We start from the raw sequence: 21904 nt of genomic DNA, 5'->3' as shown, positions 1-21904 counted from the left end.
CCGACAGTGGTTCCTCGCCGCAAAATGGATTGAAAGACACCATCACTTCTTATCACGCCTATAAATTTTATAATGTTGAAAATATGAAACAGATATGTATTGAGAAACCTCTATTTCGTCCACGAATCTTTTCGGGGTGCGTCTACCCCGCTTCTCACATGAGTAAGATGCGGTGATTTTGACAATGTTGCATTTTGACCTGCATGTCGGTAGGTGAGTTCTTTTCCGCTGTAATCAAGCGTACGAATAATAGCAAGTCCTGATTTATCAGACAGCATTTTAAAAATTTGGCAGTTGTTTGATCATTTGGTTGTTTCTAGTCGTGAAACTGCAAATAAGTCAACTTATTTTTCCAGATCGAGAGCAATAAGTCCTGAAATATAAAGAACAAAAGATTTTTTGTAAGCGCTTAATAGTAGAAAAAGCCTGAATTTTATCTGCAATATGCACTAATTAAGAAGGATTAAAGAGTATTTAGGAGTATTCACAAGGTTAAGGAGCTATAATAAAGAATATAGAGAAATGATACAGAATAAAAGCGTATATGCTGTTTGTATGGAATGTTACATAAGTGTTACGGTAATAAAGATTGCTTCATATGGAGGGAAAATATGAGTGTAGATGAGAAATCAATTAAGATAAAAGTCGAGAAAGTATCTAAAATTTTTGGGAAACAAACAAAGAAAGCAGCTCAAATGCTTGCCAACGGAAAGACAAAAAAAGAGATCCTGAAAGCGACTGGATCAACCGTTGGGGTAAATCAAGCAGATTTTGATGTGTATGATGGTGAGATATTTGTCATCATGGGTCTATCAGGGAGCGGTAAATCAACATTAGTACGGCTGCTAAACCGTTTGATTGAACCGACTGCCGGAAACATTTACATTGATGGTGACATGATAACAAATATGTCTAAAGACCAGCTCCGGGAAGTCCGCCGGAAAAAAATCAGTATGGTCTTCCAAAAGTTCGCTCTGTTCCCGCACAGAACGATACTTGAAAACACGGAATACGGGCTGGAGCTTCAAGGTATAGACAAACAAGAACGTCAGCAAAAAGCGCTTGAGTCCCTTAAGCTTGTCGGACTTGAAGGATTTGAACAGCAATATCCTGACCAGCTTTCCGGCGGAATGCAGCAGCGTGTCGGCCTTGCCCGCGCGTTGACGAATGATCCGGACATCCTTCTGATGGACGAAGCGTTTAGTGCGCTCGATCCATTGATTCGTAAAGATATGCAGGATGAGCTTCTTGATCTTCACGAAAATGTCGGGAAAACAATTATCTTTATTACGCACGACTTGGACGAAGCGTTGCGGATCGGTGACAGAATTGTTCTAATGAAGGACGGTAACATTGTTCAAATCGGCACGCCTGAAGAAATCCTGATGAATCCATCTAACGAATATGTTGAGAAATTCGTCGAGGATGTTGATTTATCTAAAGTCCTCACAGCAGGCCATATTATGAAACGCGCTGAAACGGTGCGGATTGATAAAGGGCCTCGCGTAGCTTTGACACTGATGAAAAACCTTGGAATTTCTTCGATTTACGCAGTGGATAAACAAAAGAAATTGTTAGGTGTTATCTATGCGTCTGATGCGAAAAAAGCGGCTGAGTCTGATTTGTCACTTCAAGATATCTTGAATACAGAATTTACGACTGTACCAGAAGATACGTATCTGACAGAGATTTTTGATGCTGTTTCTGACGCAAATATTCCAATTGCGGTTGTAGATGAGAAGCAAAGAATGAAAGGGATTGTCGTAAAAGGCGCACTGATTGGCGCGCTTGCCGGCAATAACGAGTATATCAATGCTGAAAGCACTGACGAACAAACACAAGATCCTTCTGTACAGGAGGTGAAGTAAGATGGATAGACTGCCTAGAATACCTTTAGCAGATATCATTGACCGTTTTGTTGACTGGATTACGATGACGTTTGGCGGATTCTTCGACGGAATCTCAAATGGACTTGCCGCTTTTGTAAATGGAATTGTCAGCGGACTTGGATTTATACCATCTATTTTGTTAACGATTATTTTCGCCGCACTTGCGTGGTGGATCAGCACAAGGGGAATTGCGTTATTTACGTTGATTGGTTTCCTCTTGATCGATTATTTAGGATATTGGGACCCAATGCTTCAAACATTGGCGCTTGTTCTGACATCGGTCATTATTTCGATTGTGGTCGGGGTACCGATCGGAGTTTGGGCGTCCCAGAAAGAAACGGTTCGCCGTATTGTAACACCTATTCTTGATTTAATGCAGACAATGCCTGCTTTCGTATATCTATTGCCGGCGATTTTCTTCTTCAACATCGGTGTTGTGCCGGGGGTTGTAGCATCTGTTATCTTCGCGATGCCGCCGACAATCCGCATGACTGTTCTCGGTATTAAGCAAGTGCCGGCAGATCTGATTGAAGCAACTGAGGCGTTCGGTTCTACGACAGCTCAGCGTTTGTTTAAAGTTCAGCTTCCGCTTGCGACAAAAACCATTCTGGCCGGAATCAACCAAAGCATCATGCTTGCGTTATCAATGGTTGTTATCGCCGCAATGGTCGGTGCACCGGGACTTGGTTCTGAAGTATACAGTGCCGTTACACAGCTGAAAACCGGGGTCGGCGTAGAGGCCGGTATCGCCATCGTTATCGTTGCCATTACGCTGGACCGCATTACTCAAAACATTAAAGTGAAGAAGAAAAGCAGGGGGAATGCCTGATGCTTAAAAAAATCATCGGTATCGGCGTTTCCGCTATGCTGGCGCTCTCACTTGCGGCTTGCGGTTCAGAAAGCGATGAAAATGCAACCGCGGCTCAACAGGTGAATAAGACCATCATCGGGATTGATCCCGGTTCAGGGATTATGGCCCTGACCGACAAAGCGATGAAGGATTATGAGCTGAACGACTGGACATTGATTTCGGCGTCAAGCGCCGCGATGACCGCAACACTTAAAAAGTCATACGACCGTAAGAAACCGATTATCATTACAGGGTGGACACCGCACTGGATGTTCTCCAGATATAAGCTGAAATATCTCGATGATCCGAAACAATCATATGGCAGCGCAGAGGAAATCCATACGATCACACGCAAAGGCTTCAGCAAAGAACAGCCGAATGCCGCTAAGCTTCTGAGCCAGTTTAAATGGACGCAAGACGACATGGGTGAAGTCATGATCAAGGTGGAAGAAGGCGAGAAACCTGCCAAAGCCGCTGCTGAGTATGTGAAGAACCACAAAGATCAAATTGGGGAGTGGACAAAAGGCGTTCAGAAGGTGAAGGGAGACAAAATCAACCTTGCCTATGTGGCGTGGGACAGTGAGATTGCCAGTACAAACGTGATTGGCAAAGTCTTTGAAGACTTGGGCTATGACGTAACGTTTACTCAGGTAGAGGCTGGCCCGATGTGGACCGCGATTGCCACGGGAAGCGCGGATGCATCCCTTTCCGCATGGCTGCCGAATACCCATAAAGCATACGCTGCCAAATATAAGGGCAAATATGACGATGTTGGCACCAGTATGACTGGCGTGAAGATGGGACTTGTTGTGCCTCAATATATGAAAAACGTTAACTCAATTGAAGATTTGAAGAAGTAAAGATAATGAAGGCTGCCGAGTAATTCTCGACAGCCTTCATTTTTTCCTTCAAGAAAAGCGAAGCCAACAAAGAAAACCTTAAGTGAGAATGTAAAAAGGTTATGATGACTTAGTCACTTATCACTTTTTCCTAATCCAAATGGTCTTTAGGTTTTTCTTTATGATTTCTAGCTTTCACTTCCGTAAATATATTATTTGCAGGTTTTTCAAATTCATTGGAGGGCTTAGAGTGATGTGATTCAATCAGTGATTTTAGCATTTGAATATCCTCTTTCGTCGCGGATTGTTTTTCGGATTTTAACATATAACCTAACTGGCCGTTCGATTCTATTGTAGCCCATTGTAAATCAGCCAAGTGCTGAATATTTTGTTGTCTTAACCTTACTTCAAGCATATCAACTGTTAAGCGCAGTTTTTTTAAATTTTTTTCATTCACTTCGCCGTTTTCGACTACTGTAAGTGATTTTCCATAAATAAACGTCTCAAGGGTATCCGATTTCAAAACGATATATTCAATGAAAAGAAGTGTGAGTACCATTAAAAACGTAATCACCATTGTAATCCAAATGTTCCTGTTGCCAACAGGTTGAATAATTAATGATCCAACAGCTATCATCATGACAGTCTGAGCTACCGTAAGCTGAGAAACGGATTTTCTCCCAGCTAACCGCAAAATAAGAACTCCTCCTGCGACGACCACTATAGATTTCCATATGAAGTTGAAATCCAAAAAAACATCCCCTCTTTTCAACCAATCAATAAATTCCTGCGCTGTTTTTATTGTGGATTAAATTTTGAATTCTATTCTTCAGCGATAATCACCAAACGGAATCTAAATGCAGCAGACTGCTTTTTTAATTTCATTATGCCTAAGGCTTTTTTTTCTTTTCGACATTTTCAATGGTTTCTCCGTGAGCGATTTGATATAACCTGCTTTTAGGTTCATATATTTTTTGAGAAGGCCATAGTCCATGATGTCCTGAAAATAAATAACTAACGATACAAGCGACAAAAAAGTACTCTAACCCCTTTCCGTCAAACATCTCCATTGCCAATAGGAAGGCTGCTATAGGAGTATTGGCACCGCCGCAAAAAACAGCGATCAATCCTAATGCAGCGAGAAATGACATAGGTAAATCCATGAATGTGTGTAAGGTGTTCCCTAATGTTGCCCCCATAAAAAATAAAGGTATGGCCTCTCCGCCAACAAAGCCGGTTCCAAGCGTAACTGCTGTAAAAACCAGTTTGGCGAGGAAGGCAAAAGGAGGAACATCTTCTTTAAAGGATTGCTGCAGCATCTCTAATCCCCGGCCATTGTAATCTTGTGAACCTGCTATTAGCGTTAATGCCACAATGACTATCCCGCCAACAAAGGCTCTCTTCATATGATTTTTTTTGAAAAGCTTCTCCGAAAATGTTTGTATACCGTGTCTCATTTGGCAGTATAAAACACTTAATAGACTGAACATAACAGCTGCGAGAATCACTTTTATAAACGTTATAACAGATAGTTGCGGCACAATTTGTATAATGAATTCTTCGTGTTTATGTCCCAAAGCTGCTGTTGTCATAAAGTGACCGACAAAGCTGGCCGCCAGACAAGGAACAAGTGCTTCAAATTTCAGCTTTCCTAAAGCAGCCATTTCCATCCCAAAAACAGCACCTGTTATGGGGGCTCCAAAGGCGGCGCCAAACCCGGCGCTTATGCCGCTCATGATGAACAATTTACTGTCGAATATGTTTAAACGAAAGAACCTGTTTACTGCTGCGGCGATACTTCCTCCCATTTGAACAGCCGCACCTTCTCTTCCTGTAGAACCGCCAAAAAAGACTGTTATGAAGGTTCCCAAGTAGACGATAGGTCCCATTCTCCGCGGAACGCTTTTTTTTCCATGAACCGCGTCTATCACTAGATTATTTAATTCAGCAGTATCATTTAAGGTATTATTCAAAAATACCTTTCCGTAGCTCATATAGATGTATCCTAAGACCAACCCGCCTAAAGGGAGAAGGAAAATTAACCAATCCCTTTTTTCTCGTATTTCTCCTAGATAATCGTTTGTCTCTAAAAGAAAAGTTGTTGTCGAGCCAACAATGATACCAATAATGCTTCCAAAAATAATCCATCGAACAAGAACTGAAAAAAAGTTTTTATATCTTAGCATGATTTCATTCATCCATTACCCTCATTTCACATTTGTAGCCGCATTACTTATGTAAGATTCTGATACGCTTGTTTGATTTGCTTTTGGAAATTGGTGGAGAAACGAATTTACAACCATCTAAGCTAACCGTTTGAACCTATTGTTGCCCATTGTTCAAAAATTGATGATCGAAATTTTAATGAAAAAGGAAAAGCTTCTACATGATCAGCTCTTACATAGGCAGTGGCGAATGGTGAAAACCTGGCTGAAGGCCGCAGCCAAGTCCGGGTGCAGATATCTTGTATGGCTGTGCATGCCGCAAGCGGGATTTCGTAAGTGAAGTGGCTTCGGTATATGCTCCTGCTTGCTCTGATTCGGTCTTAAGCGGTCTTTGTGTTGAGTTGTAACTAGGGAGCGTTTTTCTATGATGCTGCCCGCCGGCTTGTACGACGGGCTTTTGAGTTATTCATTGCAGAAGCACAGGCTGTTATTGTAAGATGTAAGCCAAAGCCATTCGTAAAAGTGCGGGAGGAAGGTCATGAATAATCTGCGTAATAGACTTTCAGGCGTGAATGGGGAAAATAAGAGAGTAAAAGAAAAAGAACAAAAAATCTGGACGGAGATTGGGATGATAGCGGGAGCGTTTGCACTCCTTGATGTGATCATCCGCGGTATTATGTTTGAATTTCCGTTTAACGAATGGGCTGCAAGCCTTGTGTTTTTGTTTGTTATGATCTTATATTACTGCATCAGGGCAGCGGCGTCTGGAATGCTCCTGCCGAGAATAAACACCGAAGAAGAATTGAAAAAACGGGTGAAGCAGCAGCGAATAGATTCAATTGCGGTTGCTTTTGCGGTAGTGATGCTTACGATGTACGACAGGGGGATTCCCCATACATTCTTCGCTTGGCTGAAAATGATCCTTCTTTTTATCGTCTGCGGCGGCGCACTGTTTCTGCTTCGGTATGTTATTGTGAAGTGGGCTTACAGAAGAGCGGTAAAAGAAGAAATAGAGAAGAAATCATCTTAGGTGAGATGGTTTCTTTTTTTTTGTTTGGGAAAACGGCTCATGTTCCGGGCAGCGTTTTCTAGTTGGATAGGCACATGGATTTGAATTCACTCTACTAAGTTGTTTTGATAGAGTGATTGTGATAATTTAAAATGTAAGCGTTAACAAAATTCTCCAGTCTTCACATCAGTTTGAAAGGAGGAAGCGGAAGAATGAAGTAAGAGGGATATGTTTGACTCCGCATTAAGTCTTTAATAATTAAATAAGGAGTGTCAATAATGTTTGAAAAACGATTCAAAACCTCTTTACTGCCGTTATTCGCTGGATTTTTTCTGCTGTTTCATTTGGTTCTGGCAGGACCGGCGGCTGCGAATGCTGAAACAGCGGACAAATCGAATGAGCTTACAGCGCCATCGGTCAAAGACGGGACCATACTTCATGCCTGGAATTGGTCATTTAATACGTTAAAACACAATATGAAGGATATTCATGATGCAGGATATACAGCCATTCAGACGTCTCCGATTAACCAAGTAAAGGAAGGGAACCAAGGAAACAAAAGCATGTCGAACTGGTACTGGCTGTATCAGCCGACATCGTACCAAATTGGCAACCGTTACTTAGGTACTGAACAAGAATTTAAAGAAATGTGCGCTGCTGCTGAAGAATATGGCGTAAAGGTCATTGTTGACGCTGTGATCAATCATACCACCAGTGACTATGCTGCGATTTCTAACGAGATTAAGAGTATTCCAAATTGGACTCATGGAAACACACAAATTAAAAACTGGTCCGATCGATGGGATGTCACGCAGAATTCATTGCTCGGGCTGTATGATTGGAATACACAAAATACACAAGTACAGTCCTATCTGAAAGGCTTCTTAGAACGAGCATTAATTGACGGCGCTGACGGATTTCGCTTTGACGCCGCCAAACATATAGAACTGCCGGATGACGGGAATTACGGCAGTCCATTTTGGCCGAATATCACAAATACATCTGCCGAGTTCCAATACGGAGAAATCCTGCAAGATAGTGCCTCCAGAGATGCTGCGTATGCGAAATATATGAATGTAACAGCATCTAATTATGGACATTCCATGAGGTCTGCTTTAAGGAACCGTAATCTGAGCGTGTCGAATGTCTCCCATTATGCGTCTGCTGTGTCTGCGGACAAGTTAGTCACATGGGTGGAATCGCATGATACGTATGCCAATGATGAGGAAGAGTCCACATGGATGAGCGATGACGATATTCGTTTAGGCTGGGCGGTGATTGCTTCCCGCTCAGGCAGTACGCCTCTCTTCTTTTCCAGACCCGAGGGCGGCGGAAATGGTGTGCGCTTCCCGGGGAAAAGCCAAATCGGCGATCGAGGGAGTGGTTTATTTGAAGATCAGGCTATCGTTGCGGTCAATACATTTCACAATGTGATGGATGGACAGCCTGAGGAGCTCTCGAATCCGAATGGAAACAATCAGATATTTATGAATCAGCGCGGCTCGCACGGCGTTGTGCTGGCAAATGCAGGTTCATCTTCTGTCACTATCAATACGTCAACAAAATTACCTGATGGCAGCTATGATAATAAAGCTGGAGACGGTTCATTTCAAGTAACGAATGGTAAACTGACGGGCACGATCAATGCCAGATCTGTGGTTGTTATTTATCCTGACGATATCGCAAATGCGCCTCATGTCTTCCTTGAGAATTATAAAACAGGGGTCACACATTCTTTCAATGATCAGCTGGCGATTACCCTGCGTGCAGATGCGAATACAGCAAAAGCCGTGTATCAAATCAATAATGGGCAAGAGACAGCGTTTAAGGATGGAGACCAATTAACAATCGGAAAAGGAGCTCCATTTGGCACAACATACACCGTTACGTTAAAAGGAACGAACGGTGATGGTGTAACGAGGACCCAAGAATACACGTTTGTCAAAAAAGACCCGTCTTCAGCCAAAATCATCGGCTATCAAAATCCAAATCATTGGGGCCAAGTAAATGCTTATATCTATAAAGATGATGGAGGCCGCGCAATAGAGTTGACCGGATCTTGGCCGGGAAAAGCAATGACCAAGAATGCGGATGGTATTTACACGCTGACGCTTCCTGCGGATACGGATACAACGAACGCCAAAGTGATTTTTAATAACGGCAGCGCCCAAGTGCCCGGCCAAAACCAGCCTGGCTTTGATTATGTTCAAAACGGTTTATATAACAACTCTGGGTTAAGCGGTTCTCTTCCTTATTGAGGGAAGTGGAAACTCTCATAGAAACCATCATAGATGGTTTCTTTTTTGTTCATAAATCAGACAAATCTTTTCTCTTGCAAAAGTTTGTGAAATGTTGCACAATATAAATGTGAAATACTTCACAAACAAACACCGAAGAAAAACAACCCTTGGAAGGATGATTAATGATGAATAAACATGTAAATAAAGTAGCTTTAATCGGAGCGGGTTTTGTTGGAAGCAGTTATGCATTTGCGTTAACGAACCAAGCGATCACAGATGAGCTTGTGGTCATTGATTTAAATAAAGAAAAAGCAATGGGCGATGTAATGGATTTAAACCACGGAAAGGCGTTTGCGCCGCAACCGGTCAAAACATCTTACGGAACATATGAAGACTGCAAGGATGCTGATATTGTCTGCATCTGCGCCGGAGCAAACCAAAAACCTGGTGAGACACGCCTTGAATTAGTAGAAAAGAATTTAAAGATTTTCAAAGGAATCGTCAGTGAAGTGATGGCGAGCGGATTTGACGGTATTTTCTTAATCGCGACAAACCCGGTTGATATTCTGACTTACGCGACATGGAAATTCAGCGGCCTGCCAAAAGAGCGAGTGATCGGAAGCGGCACAACACTAGATTCTGCCAGATTCCGTTACATGCTGAGCGAATACTTTGGTGCAGCGCCTCAAAACGTGCACGCGCATATTATCGGCGAGCACGGCGACACAGAGCTTCCTGTCTGGAGCCACGCGAATATCGGCGGTATGCCGGTTAGTGAACTTGTTAAGAAAAATAATGCATATAAACAAGAGGAACTTGACCAGATCGTAGATGACGTGAAAAACGCCGCTTACCATATCATTGAGAAAAAAGGCGCGACTTATTACGGTGTTGCGATGAGTCTTGCCCGCATTACAAAAGCCATTCTTCATAATGAAAACAGTATTTTAACTGTCAGCACATATCTGGACGGACAATACGGCACAGATGACGTGTACATCGGCGTTCCGGCAATCGTCAACCGCGGAGGAATTGCAGGCATCACTGAGCTGAACTTAAATGAGAAAGAAAAAGAACATTTTCTTCACAGCGCCGGCGTTCTCAAAAACATTTTAAAACCTCATTTTGCAGAACTAAAGGTCAACTAATCGCAACTATAGAGTAAAGGGCTGATTGTCAATGGTTGAGCAGCTGTATGATCCGTTTGGAAACGAGTATGTGAGCGCACTTGTGGCGCTCACTCCAATTCTCTTTTTTCTCTTGGCTTTAACTGTTTTTAAAATGAAAGGCATTCTCGCGGCATTTCTTACCTTAGCCGTCAGTTTCATCGTCTCCGTTTTGGCATTTCATATGCCGATAGAAAAAGCGATTTCTTCTGTTTTGCTGGGAATCGGAAGCGGGCTGTGGCCGATTGGCTATATCGTCCTGATGGCGGTGTGGCTGTATAAAATCGCAGTGAAAACCGGAAAATTCACTATTATTCGTTCCAGCATTGCCGGCATTTCGCCTGACCAAAGGTTACAGCTATTATTAATTGGTTTTTGTTTTAACGCGTTTTTGGAAGGCGCGGCCGGTTTTGGTGTTCCGATTGCGATTAGTGCGGCGCTGCTTGTCGAACTTGGTTTTAAACCGTTAAAAGCGGCGGCGCTCTGCTTGATTGCGAACGCAGCCTCTGGAGCCTTTGGGGCGATTGGGATTCCTGTGATCACAGGGGCGCAGATTGGTGATTTGTCCGCTCTTGAGCTGTCACGGACATTGATGTGGACACTGCCGATCATCTCATTTTTGATTCCGTTTCTGCTTGTTTTCCTATTAGACCGAATGAAAGGAATCAAACAGACTTGGCCTGCCCTATTGGTTGTGAGCGGGCTGTATACAGCGGTTCAGACACTGACAATGGCGGTGCTCGGGCCGGAATTAGCAAACATCTTGGCGGCCCTATTCAGCATGGGCGGGCTTGCGCTCTTCCTTCGCAAATGGCAGCCGAAAGAGATTTACCGGGAGGAAGGAGCCGGCGAGGCTGGTGAGAATAAGGCATACAGTACCGCTGACATTGCGAAAGCGTGGTCTCCTTTCTACATCTTAACTGCGGCGATCACAATCTGGAGCCTTCCTGCTTTCAAAGCGCTTTTTCAAGAAGGCGGACTGTTGTATCAAACAACGCTTCTTTTTAAAATGCCTTTTCTGCATCAGCAAATGATGAAAATGCCGCCGATTACGCCATCCGCCACGCCGTTAGATGCAGTCTTTAAAGTCGATCTGCTGTCAGCTACTGGTACAGCGATTTTAGCGGCGGTCATCGTGACAGGCCTGTTCAGCAAAAATTTCTCTTGTCGGGATGCCTTTGCGTCCATGAAGGAGACAGGAAAAGAGCTGTGGGTGCCGATTATGACGATCTGCTTTGTGATGGGGTTTGCCAATCTGGCCAACTTCGCAGGGCTCAGCTCTTCAATTGGGTTAGCACTGGCCAAAACAGGAGACTTGTTCCCGTTTGTCAGTCCTGTTCTCGGCTGGATCGGCGTGTTCATTACTGGTTCTGTTGTCAGCAATAACGCTTTGTTCGGACATTTGCAGGTTGTTACCGGAGCGCAGATCGGTGCTGGTTCTGATTTGCTGTTAGCCGCAAATACGGCGGGCGGGGTGATGGCGAAACTCGTTTCTCCTCAATCCATTGCAATCGCCGCCGCAGCGGTCGGCCAGACAGGCAAGGAATCTAAACTGTTTAAGCGGACAGTGGCGTACAGCCTCATTCTGTTATTGATCATTTGTATATGGACATTTATTCTAGCAAGATTAGGAGTGTAATCAAAAAAAGCAGTACATGCCAGCCATGTACTGCTTTTTCGTGTTAATTTACTTTCTTCGCCATTTCCGCTGTTGTTTTCACTCTGGCTTTTCCCATAAACAAAATGGTAACCGCCGCGAGGATAATTGGAATCAAAGCGAGCAAAAAGATGTACGTGATACTTGATGACATCGCGTCAATGATGCGATTCAGGATCACATCAGGAATTTGGGAGCGTGTTCCCGCTTGGAAAATCTCCTGCGGATCGCCGATATTTTGCGCGGCGCCTGAGCCTGCTGAGCCTTTCATACCGCTGAAGGCATCACTCAGATTGTTTGTGAACACGTTTGTTTGCACCGTTCCGAAAATGGTGACGCCCAAGGTCATGCCGAATGACCGCAAAAATGAATTTGTAGAGTTGGCCGTCCCCCGAAAGCGAGGTTCAAGATCGTTCATCGATGCCGCCGGTAGCAGGGAAAAATTAAAGCCTACACCAAAGCCGGTAATCATCATAAAGACTGTCAGCCATACCCGTGCCGTCTCCGGTGTCATATTGGATAAAAGCAGCATGCCGATAAAGAAAGCCGTGACAGATATCAGCATCAAATTGCGGAAGCTTGCCTTCGTTTGGAAGATCCCGCCGATCATGCTTCCGATGACTGATCCAATCATCATCGGCGTCAAAATAAAGCCTGCGCTTGTCGCAGAGCTGCCGTAAACCGCCTGAACGAAAATCGGAATAAATACCGCTAAAATAATAAATGTGCCGCCATACAGGAAAGCGAGAATCTGCGCTGTGGCAAACAATCGGTTTTTAAACATCCAGAAAGAAATGATCGGCTCTTCCGCTTTTCTCTCCACAATAAAAAAGGCAATGAAGAAAACGGCGAACACAATAAACAAGCCAATGATCTGAATCGAATTCCAATCGTATGTTTTGCCGCCAAGCTCAAGGGCGAACATCAGGCATACAATGGATACGACCAAAGTAATCGCGCCGCCCCAGTCAATTTTCTGCTTTCTGTGCTCCAGAGATTCTTTGTAATAGCGAATAATGAAAAACAATGACAATGCGCCGATCGGCACATTGATGTAAAACACCCAGTGCCAGCTGATCGCGTCTGTAATGATCGCGCCTAACAGCGGTCCAAGAACACTGGATAATCCAAATACAGCGCCGAACATGCCGGACATCTTACCGCGTTTTTCCGGCGGAAACAAATCAAAGATAATGGTAAAAGCAATTGGCAGGAGCGCGCCGCCTCCAATACCCTGAATGGCCCGGTAGATGATCAGCTGATTCATCGTCTGTGCAATCCCGCATAAAGCCGACCCGATTAAGAAAAAAATAAGTCCAAACAGGAAAAAGCGTTTTCGGCCGTACATATCGGAAAGCTTGCCGTAAATCGGCATTCCGGCCATGACTGCCACCATATAGGACGCCGTTACCCAAGCGAATTTATCGAAGCTTCCAAGATCGGCTACAATGCTGCCCATCGCGGTGGCAACAATCGTATTGTCCATCGCAGACATCAAGATGCCCAGCAGGAGACCGAGGACCACAAATTTGGTGGAAGCCTGCTTTGCTAATGTTGTGTCCATTTGTTCTACCTCCTCTTACTTTTCTATGTAAGTTCTGATATCATGATAATAGTTTGGTCATCGAATATCTCGATTATCAAGATAAATTCGATTTTATAGGGAGGATTGTCAGTTGTCAACAAGAAATTCCAGAAGTGAGTTGGAAAGGACTGCCGTTCAGCTTTTTCGGAAATTGGGCACAAGAACGGTTCTGTTTCACCAAGCAGCCGCTCAAGCTCTCGGTCTGTTTCCCACCGATTTAAAATCAGCTGACATCTTAAATGAAGCAGGGCCAATGACGGCTGGAGAGCTGGGGAAAAAGACGGGCCTCAGCACGGGTTCGGTCACGGCGCTTGTTGACCGTCTGGAAAAAGCGGGGTATGTGGCTCGTGAAAAGGACCCTAGTGATCGCCGTAGAGTCATAATTGTCCCATTGACCGCTTCAAAAAAACATGTAAAAGATTTGTTTCGTTCACTGTCGGAGTCTACGATGGATTTATGCCGCGACTATACCGAAGAGGAACTGGAACTCATTTTCAGTTTCGTAAGAAAAGCCGCCGATATTATGGAGGAAGAGCTTGAACGTCTGAAACAGTAAGCGAAATTGTGCATAGCTTGGCCCGTTCCCGAATAAATTGTACAAGTTACGTAAGAGAAGGGAGTACGGGCCGGTGAACATTTTTTTGAGCTATATTGTGCTTGGACTGTCCTTGTCTGCGCCTGTGGGACCAGTGAATGCGGCGCAAATAGACAAAGGAATTAAAAACGGTTTTTGGCATGCGTGGGTTTTTGGTTTAGGCGCCATGACAGCGGACGGACTGTACATGCTTTTTATTTATTTCGGGCTGTCACAGTTTTTGACCGCTCCATTTGTGAAAACGTTTTTGTGGCTCTTCGGCTTTTTTGTTCTGACCTATACCGGAATTGAAACGCTGAAAAATGTCAGAGAACCGATGGATGTGCGAAGCTCACGAGGAAAAGCGTCGTACCAGAAAACATTCGCTTCGGGTTTTCTCATTTCACTGTCAAATCCATTGAGCATCCTGTTTTGGCTTGGGATTTACGGCAGCATACTTGCGAAAACAGCAGAGGCCTACGATATGAATCAGCTTCTCATCTATAGCTCCGGTATCATGATCGGCATTTTAATCTGGGATTTTTGCATGGCGATCACAGCCAGCATGTTCAGAAATCTGCTTCATGAAAAGCTATTGAGAGGATTGACCGGAATCGCTGGTGTGTCTCTCCTTGTATTTGGATGTTACTTCGGTTATCAAGGCATCAAACAGTTATTGGGCTGATTCATCAAGGACAGTCACCTGCCGCTTCTGGTTTTAATATAGTATCCAGATGATACTGGAGGTGGATCAATGTGGATGGGATGTACACCAAAAGTTTTCTGGAACGTAATCAAGAAGAGCTTCTTGAATGGCAAAGAATCGCTTTTGAGCTTCTGGCAGAAACTGTGGCCGATGGCGCGGATACGTTTCCATGCATTCCCGGACGGCAGGCGTTTCTGACTGACCAGCTCCGCATTGCGTTTGCCGGAGATCCGCGGGAAAACGGTACGGCGGAGGAACTGGCTCCATTGCTTGCGGAGTACGGAAGGATTTCACGGGACACTGGAAAATACGCTTCTCTCATCGTGTTGTTTGACACACCGGAGGATTTGGCTGAGCACTATACGGTTGAAGCGTATGAAGAGCTGTTTTGGTGCTTCTTGAATAGACTAAGCGATCAAGATAAAAAAGAGTGGCCGGAAGACATTCCGACCGATCCCGAGCATTACAAATGGGAGTTTTGTTTTGACGGTGAGCCTTATTTTCTGCTCTGCGCTACACCGGGGCATGAGGCGAGGAGAAGCCGGAGCTTTCCTTATTTTATGATCGCTTTTCAGCCAAGGTGGGTGTTTGAAGAGTTAAATGGATCAACCGCATTTGGCCGCAACATGAGCAGGTTGATCCGCTCTCGTTTGAAAGCCTATGATCAAGCTCCGATTCATCCGCATTTAGGCTGGTACGGAGGAAAGGATAATCGCGAATGGAAACAGTATTTCCTCCGTGACGACGAAAAGCAGGTGTCGAAGTGCCCATTTTCTTATTTGAAGAACATGTTCAACAAAATGAAATAAATCACGAGCTGGCAGGGCGGTCTTTATGTCCCTGCTTTTTTTGATAGATCACTGTAACGACCGCAATAATCGTGAGAAAACCTATACTCACAAAAAAACCGGGCCGGCTTGATTTTTCAAACAGTGTGCCGGACACAGCCGCAGCAATCAGAATCATCGCTGAATAAATTTGCGTTTTCCCCATGCCCTCGGGATCTGTCAGCTTTTTGCTGGAGAACAAGATAAACAGCCAAGTGTATAAAAGCATAAGCCCCGCTGCTGTGGTCATGTGCTCATAAATGTTTTTGGGCAGCACTAAAGACAGTATGATGGATAAAATAAGCCCTGCAAACGTCAGCCCCAGCGCCGGCCAGCATATTTTTTTGCCTTCCTTTAAGGTAAAGCATTTCGGCGCGTCGCCGTCATCAGCCATCGTACAAAGCAATGTCGTAACCGCAAAAAGGGAAGCGACTAGGGTCGAGAACCCGGCGATAATGAAAATTCCGTTAAAAATATCGAGGATAATCTTAAGGTTGTATCCTTTTAGCGACGTAATGAACGGGCTGTCCTGCTGTGTAAACGTGTCTAATGGAACCAGCAGCAAAGCCAGTCCGATCGAAATAATATAAATAACCGCCAGTGTCGCCAGCATCAGCTTCCCTGATTTTGACGCTTCCTCTGGTTTTTTTAAGTGAACCGCCATCAGCCCCATGACCTCAATTCCGCCAAAGGCGTAAAACGCGTAGATTAAACCTGTCCACAGCCCCATGGCGCCGTATGGGAAAAACTCACTCGTCTTATTTGGAATTTGTACATCGTGCTTTCCGCCGGATAAGATGCCGCATAATGCCAGGATGGCAATCACAATAAACATAAAAATAGCGGCTGTTTTGATGACTGCCAGTACGTTTTCAGTCTTCTCAAAAACAGACAGCCCGGTGAAAATAATCAGAAGCCCAAGTACCGCGTAGATTGAAGCGAACACCCATAGCGGGACTTGTGGAAACCAATGCTTCGTAAATAGCGAAATGGCTGTCAGCTGGCTTCCGGTAATCAGCATTTCTGATGACCAATACACCCAACCGTTGCTGAACCCGGCCCATCTGCCGAATGCTTTTCTTGCATACGCGCAAAACGAGCCTTTTTCCGGCTGCTTTGCCGACAGCTTGGCAAGCTGCTCGAATACAAAATACGTGCCGATTGCCCCAATCAGAAATGAAAGCAGAACGGAAAAACCGCTTTTCACTATGGCAATGCTGGAACCGAGAAAAAATCCTGTTCCGATTGTGCATCCTATCCCGATTAATGACAGCTGCCACCAAGCCAAGTTTCCTTTTTGCTGGTCTTTTTTTGTTTGACTCATCAATTTCAACCCCTTTTATCTAAGGTTAGATTGCGACCCGCCTGAAGCTTATATACATCGGATTTTTGCCTCTTTTTACATGGAGAAGGCGGCGAACGCCCATACTAATGAAAAAAGGAGCGAAGCAATGACACAGCAATATATTATTGAGCCGAAAAAAGGGCTTGGTCTGAAGCTGAAAAAGGGGCAGGTTTTGAAGGTGATTGATGTAGAAGGGCAGCAGATAGCAGATTTTGTCGCGTACCATGCCAAAGATTTTTATGAGCACCTTGATCAGGGCGCGACCATTGATGCCAATCATTCTATTCATGTGAAGGTCAATGACCATCTCTACTCCAATCTGTACAAACCGATGCTGACGCTGATTGAGGATACGGTCGGCAAACATGATCTCCTGCTTCCCGCCTGCCGACCTGATATGAACAGGCTGTTATACGGCAAGCAAAAGGATGAGTTTCAGGATACGTGCTATGACAATATGAACCGGGCGCTTGAGCAGTTTGGCGTACCGAAGCCTCACATGCATTACCCATTTGCGATTTTTATGAATACTGTCCTTGATGAGAGAGGGAACCTGTCTGTGGAAACGCCGCTTTCGAATGCCGGCGATTATGTAAGGCTGAGAGCGGAAACGGATTTGATTGTCGCGTTTTCTTCCTGTCCGATCGAAAAAGGAAAGTGTAATGGAGACAGTGTAACGTCAATACGGGTGGAAGTCAGCTGATCTCTCTTGTTCACTGCAAATGAAAACCTATGCTATATTTAATAGGGATACATAACGATGATTCATTTCCATTCAGTTGGGGAAATGATCAAATAAGAAACAGCGATTGTACAGGAGGAATGAGTAGGATGAGTGTGCAGGAAACGATTATGCGTGAATTACATGTGAAGCCCTCAATTGATCCAAAACAAGAAATTGAGGACCGAATCAATTTTTTAAAGCAGTATATAAAGAAAACCGGCGCTAAAGGCTTTGTATTGGGAATCAGCGGCGGACAGGATTCATCTCTTGCCGGGCGCCTTGCCCAGCTTGCCGTGGAAAGCATTCGCGAAGAGGGCGGAGACGCTCAGTTTATCGCGGTCCGTCTTCCGCATGGCACACAGCAGGATGAAGACGATGCCCAGCTCGCTCTGAAATTCATCAAGCCGGACAAATCCTGGAAATTTGACATTCAATCAACAGTCAGCGCTTTTGCAGATCAATATCAGCAAGAGACAGGCGATAAGCTGACAGACTTTAATAAAGGGAACGTAAAAGCGAGAACGAGAATGATTGCTCAATACGCGATCGGCGGCCAAGAAGGCCTTCTTGTGATTGGAACAGACCATGCGGCCGAAGCCGTAACTGGTTTCTTTACGAAATACGGTGACGGAGGCGCAGATCTCCTGCCGCTGACAGGCTTAACAAAGCGTCAGGGAAGAAGCCTGCTGAAAGAGCTGGGTGCACCGGAACGCCTATACTTAAAAGAACCAACTGCCGATCTGCTCGACGAAAAACCGCAGCAGACGGATGAAACAGAGCTGGGCATTTCCTACGAAGAGATTGATGATTATCTTGAAGGAAAAGAAGTATCAGCGAAAGTGTCAGAAGCGCTGGAAAAACGCTACAGCATGACTGAACATAAACGCCAGGTTCCGGCTTCTATGTTTGATGACTGGTGGAAATAAGACCCAGAAAGCCCGCTCTCGGAGCGGGCTTTTGTTCATGTGCAGGATCTTTATTTGATGCGGATATGATTCAGCTTTACCATCAATCTGTCGGTGAACCTTCGGAGGCTGCCTCTCGTATCAGGGTCTAATGTAAGCTTGGCTTTCGCGGCAATGGTTTCTGCCGCATCCTGAATCGACATGTTGTCTGTTTGGAGGTGATCCGCAAAGACTGGTGATGACAATCCTTCAATGCAGCGGTCGATTTGTTTGGCGGCCCATGAGTTTTGTCCTTCTGCTCTTGTGCGCAGCCGTTTTAACAAGGTTTCCTTTGAAGCCATTAGTGTAAAGTGGTGAACCGTCTGGCCGTCATGTCTAAGCCTGCCGATGATCTCATTAAAGTATTCAGGGTGTACAATCGTCATAGGCACAATGATGATGCCGCGGTATGTATCGGTCAGGGAGGCAAGCAAGCTGTAATTGAACGCCCGCCATAAGGGATAGCTTTGAAAATCGTCCTCCGCGATCTCCGGCGGTATCATGGAGCGCATCGCAAATCCCATTTTCTCAGGATCATACACGTAAGACGGTTTCAGCCTTCTATGCAGTTCGAAGGCTGTTTGTGTTTTTCCGGAACCGAACGCCCCGTTTATCCAAATGATCATCTCCATTTCCCCCTTCTCACTTATGATACAAAAAAAAGGCCCTTCGAACGAAGAGTCAGCAGGAAAAACAATAAAAGCAGTGAGTTTGAAAGATTTTAATGCTTTTTTGCGTCGACGTATTAAAATATCTGTAAAAATGTTGTACAATGAATGTCATTCAGGCAAAAGCGCCGCCAAAAGGACGGGCAAGCCGGTATCTATATAAATATTCGTAAAATAAGCATATAATGAATATAAAATTTCATTCCTTAGGAGGATTTCGCCGAAGATGAACGCTAAACGAGCCATCCCAGTAAGAGAAAGAAATATCGTCCTGATCGGATTCATGGGTGTAGGAAAAACGACAATCGGCCAATTGGTCGCTAAAAAATTATATAGAGATTTTATCGATATAGACCAAGAGATTGAAAAAGATTTCAATATGTCGATCCCTGAGATGTTTGAGAAAAAGGGTGAAGATTTTTTTCGGAAAACGGAGAAGGAATATATTTTAGACATTTGCCATCATAAACGATTCAAAATCGTATCTCTGGGGGGCGGGTCATTTAAACAAGAGGAAATCAGAACGTGCTGTCTGGAAAACTGTCTCGTGCTTCATCTAGACCTGTCATGGGAGAACTGGAAGCAGCGAGCGGACTTATTGATCGAGAACCGCCCTGTGCTGCACAACCGTTCAATGGATGACATGGAACAGCTGTTTAACGAAAGAAAAGCCATTTACGACAAACACAATTCAAAAGTCGCAACAGACAACCTTTCTCCTGAAGAGGTCGCCGATTATATTGCGGAGACATTGAAAATCGGCTGGGATCTTTATCAGCCAATGTAAAAGCCGTGCGGAGCGCACGGCTTTTTATTTTACGCCTTGAATCAAAATCGCTTTTAAGCAAAAGGAGTCGGGCTGTCCGTTTTGATTCAATTTGATACAGAACGTGTCACTTGCTTCGTCTGATGCCTGATGTAAATGGCTGATAATCTGTTTTTCTCGATCGGCAGGGGTTCCGCCCCGTTTAATCCAGCTTTCGTATTGAATCGGCAAGTTCCACTTTTGGACTTCTTGATAGCCCAGCTGATGAGCGGTGAACATTGACTGCCATTCTGATAATGAACTTTCCCGCACGTGGGAAGGGTCTCGGAGCCGGTTCAGGTGATTGACAAACTCATCAAGAACGAGATCTTCAGGCGCGTAATGGTCGACCAAGAGGAAACGCCCGCCCTTTTTCAACACACGTGCAACTTCGCTGACGGCTTTACGGACATCTGAAAAATGGTGGGCCGCGTATCGACAGGTGATGATATCAAATGAGTCGTCAGGGAAAGGGAGCGATTCCGCCGTTCCTTGCTGAAAGCGTACGTTTCCCGCTCCTTTTTCCTGCGCAAAGGAGGCCGCAACCTCTACCATTTCTATCGTCGCATCAATGCCGACGCACTCCTGTACATATGGGGAAAATGCCAGCGCCGTATGGCCGGCACCCGCTCCGATATCCAGCACCCGATCATCAGCCCGGCATTGCGCCGTTTTGATCATAATACCCAAATCTTCCCCCTCGGCAAATACCTTCTCATCCCGATACATCTCGGCGTTTTTCGAAAACGGCGTTTCATTTGTCATGTCAACCAGCTCCTTTTTTCTGTTTGATGATATGGATTATGTTAGCAATTTCTGTTATGATTCGTCCAAGATATAAAAATGATAAAAACGATAGGTTTAACCTATGGAGGCTGAAATGGATATTAAAGTGATGGAATACGCAGCGGAAATCGCCCGGCGCCAAAGCTTTACAAAGGCGGCGGAGCATCTTCATATCGCTCAGCCATCTCTCAGCCAGCAAATCAAAAAGCTTGAGGCTGAGCTTGGGCTTACCCTTTTCCACAGATCCCACGGCTCTGTTACCCTGACACCCCACGGCCGGCGTTTCATTGAAAAAGCCGAGGACATCATTCGTTCCAGAGATGATTTGCTCCGGGAGATGCAGGAGCGGTCGCAGGGGCTTGGGCATAAGCTTTCCATCGGGATTCCCGCTGTCACGGGGAGATATCTCTTTCCGCCTCTGCTGAAGCAGTTTTTGGCGCGCTATCCTCATGTAGAGGTTCAGCTTGTTGAAAAAGACCCTGCTTCATTAGAGGAAATGACGGCAAAGGGAGAGGTTGACCTTTCTGTTTTGTCCTTGCCGATCGAGGATGAACGGCTCGCCATTACACCCTTGCTCACGGAACCGATTGTTCTCGCGGTGCCTAAGGAAAAACAAAGGTGGATGCCTCCGGAAATGACCGCGCTGATTGAGAAAGCGCTGGAAGGAGAGGAGGGCCGCCAGCCGTCCGTGCCCCTTGAAATGGCGAGGCACGTGCCTTTTATTCTGTTAAAAGAAGGCTTCGGTTTTCGAAGGACAGTTCTCGATCTCTGTGCGGAAAGCGGCTTTAAGCCGAATACTGCCTTTAAGACGAGCCATATTGAAACCGCGCAATCTCTTGTGGCAAACGGCTTAGGTGTGACAATGGCGCCGAATATGGTCAGAAGGGATAAGGACCCGGGTGTAATCTATTTATCTATTCAATCAGCGCCATCCCGAACCCTTGTCTTTGTATTTTTAAAGAACCGATATGTCAGTCTGACAGCTCAGGCTTTTATGGAAATGAGCCGGGAAAATCTTAAACAAACGTTTGATGAAGGCTGTTTGGAAAACAAAAGTGAAAATATTTAGAAAACGTGGTAGTATAGAATACAAACTAAAACTAATAAAACAAAGGGGAATAATCG

General features: G+C 44.9%; 19 protein-coding genes and 2 pseudogenes. 14 read left to right on the top strand and 7 right to left on the bottom strand.

Annotated elements, in window-relative coordinates; all coding sequences use genetic code 11:
- Positions 1 to 110: 110 nt before the first annotated feature.
- A pseudogene (locus V6D44_RS21185) lies at positions 111 to 278 on the bottom strand (hypothetical protein).
- A 333-nt stretch (positions 279 to 611) separates the two neighbouring features.
- Between V6D44_RS21185 and opuAA the strand changes: the two are divergent.
- The 3 genes from opuAA to opuAC are packed head-to-tail and all read left to right on the top strand — an operon-like array spanning position 612 to position 3599.
- Entirely contained in the window at positions 612 to 1868 is a 1257-nt protein-coding gene (opuAA, locus tag V6D44_RS19310) for a glycine/proline betaine ABC transporter ATP-binding protein OpuAA (protein ID WP_202328709.1), read from the top strand.
- A 1-nt stretch (position 1869) separates the two neighbouring features.
- Positions 1870 to 2718: a glycine/proline betaine ABC transporter permease subunit OpuAB gene (gene opuAB / locus V6D44_RS19305; RefSeq protein ID WP_010331371.1), complete on the top strand. Its 849-nt coding sequence runs from the start codon at positions 1870 to 1872 to the stop codon at positions 2716 to 2718.
- Positions 2718 to 3599, top strand: coding sequence for a glycine/proline betaine ABC transporter substrate-binding protein OpuAC (gene opuAC, locus V6D44_RS19300; protein WP_087993127.1), 882 nt, complete (start codon positions 2718 to 2720; stop codon positions 3597 to 3599). The genes opuAB and opuAC overlap by 1 nt, the downstream gene beginning before the upstream one ends.
- A 130-nt stretch (positions 3600 to 3729) precedes the next feature.
- Here opuAC and V6D44_RS19295 read toward each other — a convergent pair whose 3' ends face one another.
- On the bottom strand, positions 3730 to 4329 hold the full coding sequence (locus V6D44_RS19295; RefSeq protein WP_176365303.1) for a DUF421 domain-containing protein: 600 nt from the start codon (positions 4327 to 4329) through the stop codon (positions 3730 to 3732).
- Positions 4330 to 4468: 139 nt separating this feature from the next.
- Positions 4469 to 5776: a chloride channel protein gene (locus V6D44_RS19290; protein ID WP_333516820.1), complete on the bottom strand. Its 1308-nt coding sequence runs from the start codon at positions 5774 to 5776 to the stop codon at positions 4469 to 4471.
- Between the two features lie 505 nt (positions 5777 to 6281).
- On the opposite strand from V6D44_RS19290, the pseudogene V6D44_RS19285 reads away from it, so the two are divergent.
- From V6D44_RS19285 to V6D44_RS19270, 4 genes and pseudogenes are all read left to right on the top strand, one after another.
- Positions 6282 to 6857, top strand: a pseudogene (locus V6D44_RS19285) (DUF6773 family protein).
- A gap of 173 nt (positions 6858 to 7030) precedes the next feature.
- Positions 7031 to 9010 carry an alpha-amylase gene (gene amyE, locus V6D44_RS19280; RefSeq protein WP_087993132.1) on the top strand — a complete coding sequence of 660 codons (1980 nt, stop codon included), beginning with the start codon at positions 7031 to 7033 and terminating at the stop codon, positions 9008 to 9010.
- Positions 9011 to 9174: 164 nt separating this feature from the next.
- Entirely contained in the window at positions 9175 to 10140 is a 966-nt protein-coding gene (locus V6D44_RS19275) for an L-lactate dehydrogenase (protein WP_202328804.1), read from the top strand.
- Positions 10141 to 10171: 31 nt separating this feature from the next.
- A complete protein-coding gene (locus V6D44_RS19270) occupies positions 10172 to 11797 on the top strand; it encodes an L-lactate permease (RefSeq protein WP_333516819.1) in 1626 nt (541 codons plus the stop codon).
- 43 nt (positions 11798 to 11840) lie between these two features.
- On the opposite strand, the gene bmr3 is transcribed toward V6D44_RS19270, so the two are convergent.
- Positions 11841 to 13379, bottom strand: a complete 1539-nt coding sequence (gene bmr3 / locus V6D44_RS19265) for a multidrug efflux MFS transporter Bmr3 (protein WP_333516818.1) — start codon at positions 13377 to 13379, stop codon at positions 11841 to 11843.
- 112 nt (positions 13380 to 13491) lie between these two features.
- Between bmr3 and V6D44_RS19260 the strand changes: the two genes are divergently transcribed.
- The 3 genes from V6D44_RS19260 to V6D44_RS19250 all read left to right on the top strand — a co-directional run bounded on the left by V6D44_RS19260 (position 13492) and on the right by V6D44_RS19250 (position 15489).
- Positions 13492 to 13956, top strand: a complete 465-nt coding sequence (locus tag V6D44_RS19260) for a MarR family transcriptional regulator (protein ID WP_087993135.1) — start codon at positions 13492 to 13494, stop codon at positions 13954 to 13956.
- A 73-nt stretch (positions 13957 to 14029) separates the two neighbouring features.
- The gene (locus V6D44_RS19255) at positions 14030 to 14659 is read left to right on the top strand and encodes a LysE family translocator (RefSeq protein ID WP_010331361.1); all 630 of its coding nucleotides are present in this window, start codon (positions 14030 to 14032) and stop codon (positions 14657 to 14659) included.
- Positions 14660 to 14739: 80 nt separating this feature from the next.
- Entirely contained in the window at positions 14740 to 15489 is a 750-nt protein-coding gene (locus V6D44_RS19250; RefSeq protein WP_333516829.1) for a YqcI/YcgG family protein, read from the top strand.
- Between the two features lies 1 nt (position 15490).
- On the opposite strand, the gene V6D44_RS19245 is transcribed toward V6D44_RS19250, so the two are convergent.
- Positions 15491 to 16831, bottom strand: a complete 1341-nt coding sequence (locus V6D44_RS19245; protein ID WP_087993136.1) for an amino acid permease — start codon at positions 16829 to 16831, stop codon at positions 15491 to 15493.
- A 127-nt stretch (positions 16832 to 16958) separates the two neighbouring features.
- Between V6D44_RS19245 and V6D44_RS19240 the strand changes: the two genes are divergently transcribed.
- Positions 16959 to 17555: a DUF1989 domain-containing protein gene (locus V6D44_RS19240; RefSeq protein WP_202328810.1), complete on the top strand. Its 597-nt coding sequence runs from the start codon at positions 16959 to 16961 to the stop codon at positions 17553 to 17555.
- A gap of 128 nt (positions 17556 to 17683) precedes the next feature.
- Positions 17684 to 18502 (top strand): ammonia-dependent NAD(+) synthetase, encoded by an 819-nt coding sequence (nadE, locus tag V6D44_RS19235; protein WP_333516817.1) that lies wholly within the window; start codon positions 17684 to 17686, stop codon positions 18500 to 18502.
- Positions 18503 to 18552: 50 nt separating this feature from the next.
- On the opposite strand, the gene tmrB is transcribed toward nadE, so the two are convergent.
- Positions 18553 to 19146 carry a tunicamycin resistance ATP-binding TmrB gene (gene tmrB / locus V6D44_RS19230; protein ID WP_087993139.1) on the bottom strand — a complete coding sequence of 198 codons (594 nt, stop codon included), beginning with the start codon at positions 19144 to 19146 and terminating at the stop codon, positions 18553 to 18555.
- Between the two features lie 268 nt (positions 19147 to 19414).
- Between tmrB and V6D44_RS19225 the strand changes: the two genes are divergently transcribed.
- Positions 19415 to 19975, top strand: a complete 561-nt coding sequence (locus tag V6D44_RS19225; RefSeq protein ID WP_087993140.1) for a shikimate kinase — start codon at positions 19415 to 19417, stop codon at positions 19973 to 19975.
- A gap of 24 nt (positions 19976 to 19999) precedes the next feature.
- On the opposite strand, the gene V6D44_RS19220 is transcribed toward V6D44_RS19225, so the two are convergent.
- The gene (locus tag V6D44_RS19220; protein WP_333516816.1) at positions 20000 to 20758 is read right to left on the bottom strand and encodes a class I SAM-dependent methyltransferase; all 759 of its coding nucleotides are present in this window, start codon (positions 20756 to 20758) and stop codon (positions 20000 to 20002) included.
- A gap of 115 nt (positions 20759 to 20873) precedes the next feature.
- Between V6D44_RS19220 and V6D44_RS19215 the strand changes: the two genes are divergently transcribed.
- Positions 20874 to 21848: a LysR family transcriptional regulator gene (locus V6D44_RS19215; protein WP_087993142.1), complete on the top strand. Its 975-nt coding sequence runs from the start codon at positions 20874 to 20876 to the stop codon at positions 21846 to 21848.
- The last annotated feature ends 56 nt before the right edge of the window (positions 21849 to 21904 follow it).

The organism is Bacillus sp. 0209A, assembly GCF_036765095.1.
Lineage (GTDB): Bacteria > Bacillota > Bacilli > Bacillales > Bacillaceae > Bacillus > Bacillus subtilis_G.
Note: the sequence above shows the minus strand (reverse complement) of the source record. Positions and strands in the feature narration are given on the sequence as shown.

Excerpts from the sequence above, each read along its gene's own strand:
- opuAA (WP_202328709.1), top strand. The coding sequence starts at position 612 with ATGAGTGTAGATGAGAAATCAATTAAGATAAAAGTCGAGAAAGTATCT.
- opuAB (WP_010331371.1), top strand. The coding sequence starts at position 1,870 with ATGGATAGACTGCCTAGAATACCTTTAGCAGATATCATTGACCGTTTT.
- opuAC (WP_087993127.1), top strand. The coding sequence starts at position 2,718 with ATGCTTAAAAAAATCATCGGTATCGGCGTTTCCGCTATGCTGGCGCTC.
- V6D44_RS19290 (WP_333516820.1), bottom strand. The coding sequence starts at position 5,776 with ATGAATGAAATCATGCTAAGATATAAAAACTTTTTTTCAGTTCTTGTT.
- amyE (WP_087993132.1), top strand. The coding sequence starts at position 7,031 with ATGTTTGAAAAACGATTCAAAACCTCTTTACTGCCGTTATTCGCTGGA.
- V6D44_RS19275 (WP_202328804.1), top strand. The coding sequence starts at position 9,175 with ATGATGAATAAACATGTAAATAAAGTAGCTTTAATCGGAGCGGGTTTT.
- V6D44_RS19270 (WP_333516819.1), top strand. The coding sequence starts at position 10,172 with ATGGTTGAGCAGCTGTATGATCCGTTTGGAAACGAGTATGTGAGCGCA.
- bmr3 (WP_333516818.1), bottom strand. The coding sequence starts at position 13,379 with ATGGACACAACATTAGCAAAGCAGGCTTCCACCAAATTTGTGGTCCTC.
- V6D44_RS19250 (WP_333516829.1), top strand. The coding sequence starts at position 14,740 with ATGTACACCAAAAGTTTTCTGGAACGTAATCAAGAAGAGCTTCTTGAA.
- V6D44_RS19245 (WP_087993136.1), bottom strand. The coding sequence starts at position 16,831 with ATGAGTCAAACAAAAAAAGACCAGCAAAAAGGAAACTTGGCTTGGTGG.
- V6D44_RS19240 (WP_202328810.1), top strand. The coding sequence starts at position 16,959 with ATGACACAGCAATATATTATTGAGCCGAAAAAAGGGCTTGGTCTGAAG.
- nadE (WP_333516817.1), top strand. The coding sequence starts at position 17,684 with ATGAGTGTGCAGGAAACGATTATGCGTGAATTACATGTGAAGCCCTCA.
- tmrB (WP_087993139.1), bottom strand. The coding sequence starts at position 19,146 with ATGATCATTTGGATAAACGGGGCGTTCGGTTCCGGAAAAACACAAACA.
- V6D44_RS19225 (WP_087993140.1), top strand. The coding sequence starts at position 19,415 with ATGAACGCTAAACGAGCCATCCCAGTAAGAGAAAGAAATATCGTCCTG.
- V6D44_RS19220 (WP_333516816.1), bottom strand. The coding sequence starts at position 20,758 with ATGACAAATGAAACGCCGTTTTCGAAAAACGCCGAGATGTATCGGGAT.
- V6D44_RS19215 (WP_087993142.1), top strand. The coding sequence starts at position 20,874 with ATGGATATTAAAGTGATGGAATACGCAGCGGAAATCGCCCGGCGCCAA.